This window comes from Pseudoalteromonas sp. 3D05 (assembly GCF_002723455.1).
GTDB lineage: Bacteria > Pseudomonadota > Gammaproteobacteria > Enterobacterales > Alteromonadaceae > Pseudoalteromonas.
The window spans coordinates 1-1,187 of record NZ_PDUS01000044.1 but is presented as its reverse complement, the minus strand read 5'-3'; the positions used below and the strand labels follow the sequence as shown (position 1 = coordinate 1,187).

General features: G+C 45.4%; 1 protein-coding gene. It reads right to left on the bottom strand.

What is annotated here, in order from left to right; genetic code table 11:
- Positions 1 to 2: 2 nt before the first annotated feature.
- Complete coding sequence (tuf, locus tag CSC79_RS19945; RefSeq protein WP_099297892.1) at positions 3 to 1,187, bottom strand: elongation factor Tu; 1,185 nt, start codon at positions 1,185 to 1,187, stop codon at positions 3 to 5.

Below are 1,187 nucleotides of genomic sequence, written 5' to 3'. Positions count from 1 at the left end.
TATTACTCTACGATAGTTGCTACAACACCAGCACCTACAGTACGGCCACCTTCACGGATAGCGAAACGAAGACCTTCGTCCATCGCGATTGGCGCGATTAGAGTTACTGTCATCTTAACGTTATCACCAGGCATTACCATTTCTACGCCTTCTGGTAACTGTACGTCACCAGTTACGTCAGTTGTACGGAAGTAGAACTGTGGACGGTAACCTTTGAAGAATGGAGTATGACGACCACCTTCATCTTTCGAAAGTACGTATACTTCTGAAGTGAAAGTAGTGTGTGGCTTGATTGAACCAGGCTTAGCTAGTACTTGACCACGTTCAACGTCTTCACGCTTAGTACCACGTAGAAGTGCACCAATGTTCTCACCAGCACGACCTTCGTCAAGAAGCTTACGGAACATCTCAACACCAGTACAAGTAGACTTAGTCGTCTCTTTGATACCAACGATTTCAACTTCGTCATTCACGTTGATGATACCAGCTTCAACACGGCCAGTTACAACAGTACCACGACCTTGGATTGAGAAAACGTCTTCGATAGGCATGATGAATGCTTTATCGATGTCACGCTCTGGCTCTGGGATGTAAGAATCTAGTGCTTCTGCAAGCTCAACGATCTTGTCTTCCCACTCTTTCTCACCTTCAAGTGCTTTAAGAGCAGAACCTTGAATTAGTGGTAAGTCATCACCTGGGAAGTCATATTCAGAAAGAAGTTCACGAACTTCCATTTCTACTAGCTCAAGTAGCTCTTCATCATCAACCATGTCACATTTGTTCATGAATACAACGATGTAAGGTACGCCAACCTGACGAGAAAGTAGGATGTGCTCACGTGTTTGTGGCATAGGACCGTCAGTTGCAGCAACAACTAAGATAGCGCCGTCCATTTGAGCAGCACCAGTGATCATGTTTTTAACATAATCGGCGTGTCCAGGACAGTCTACGTGTGCGTAGTGACGAGTTGGTGTATCGTACTCAACGTGTGAAGTTGAGATTGTGATACCACGCTCGCGCTCTTCTGGAGCGTTATCGATTGCTGCGAAGTCTTTAGCTACACCACCGTATACTTTTGCAAGTACGTTAGTGATTGCTGCAGTTAGGGTAGTTTTACCGTGGTCAACGTGGCCGATTGTACCAACGTTTACGTGCGGTTTTACGCGTTCAAACTTTTCTTTTGCCAT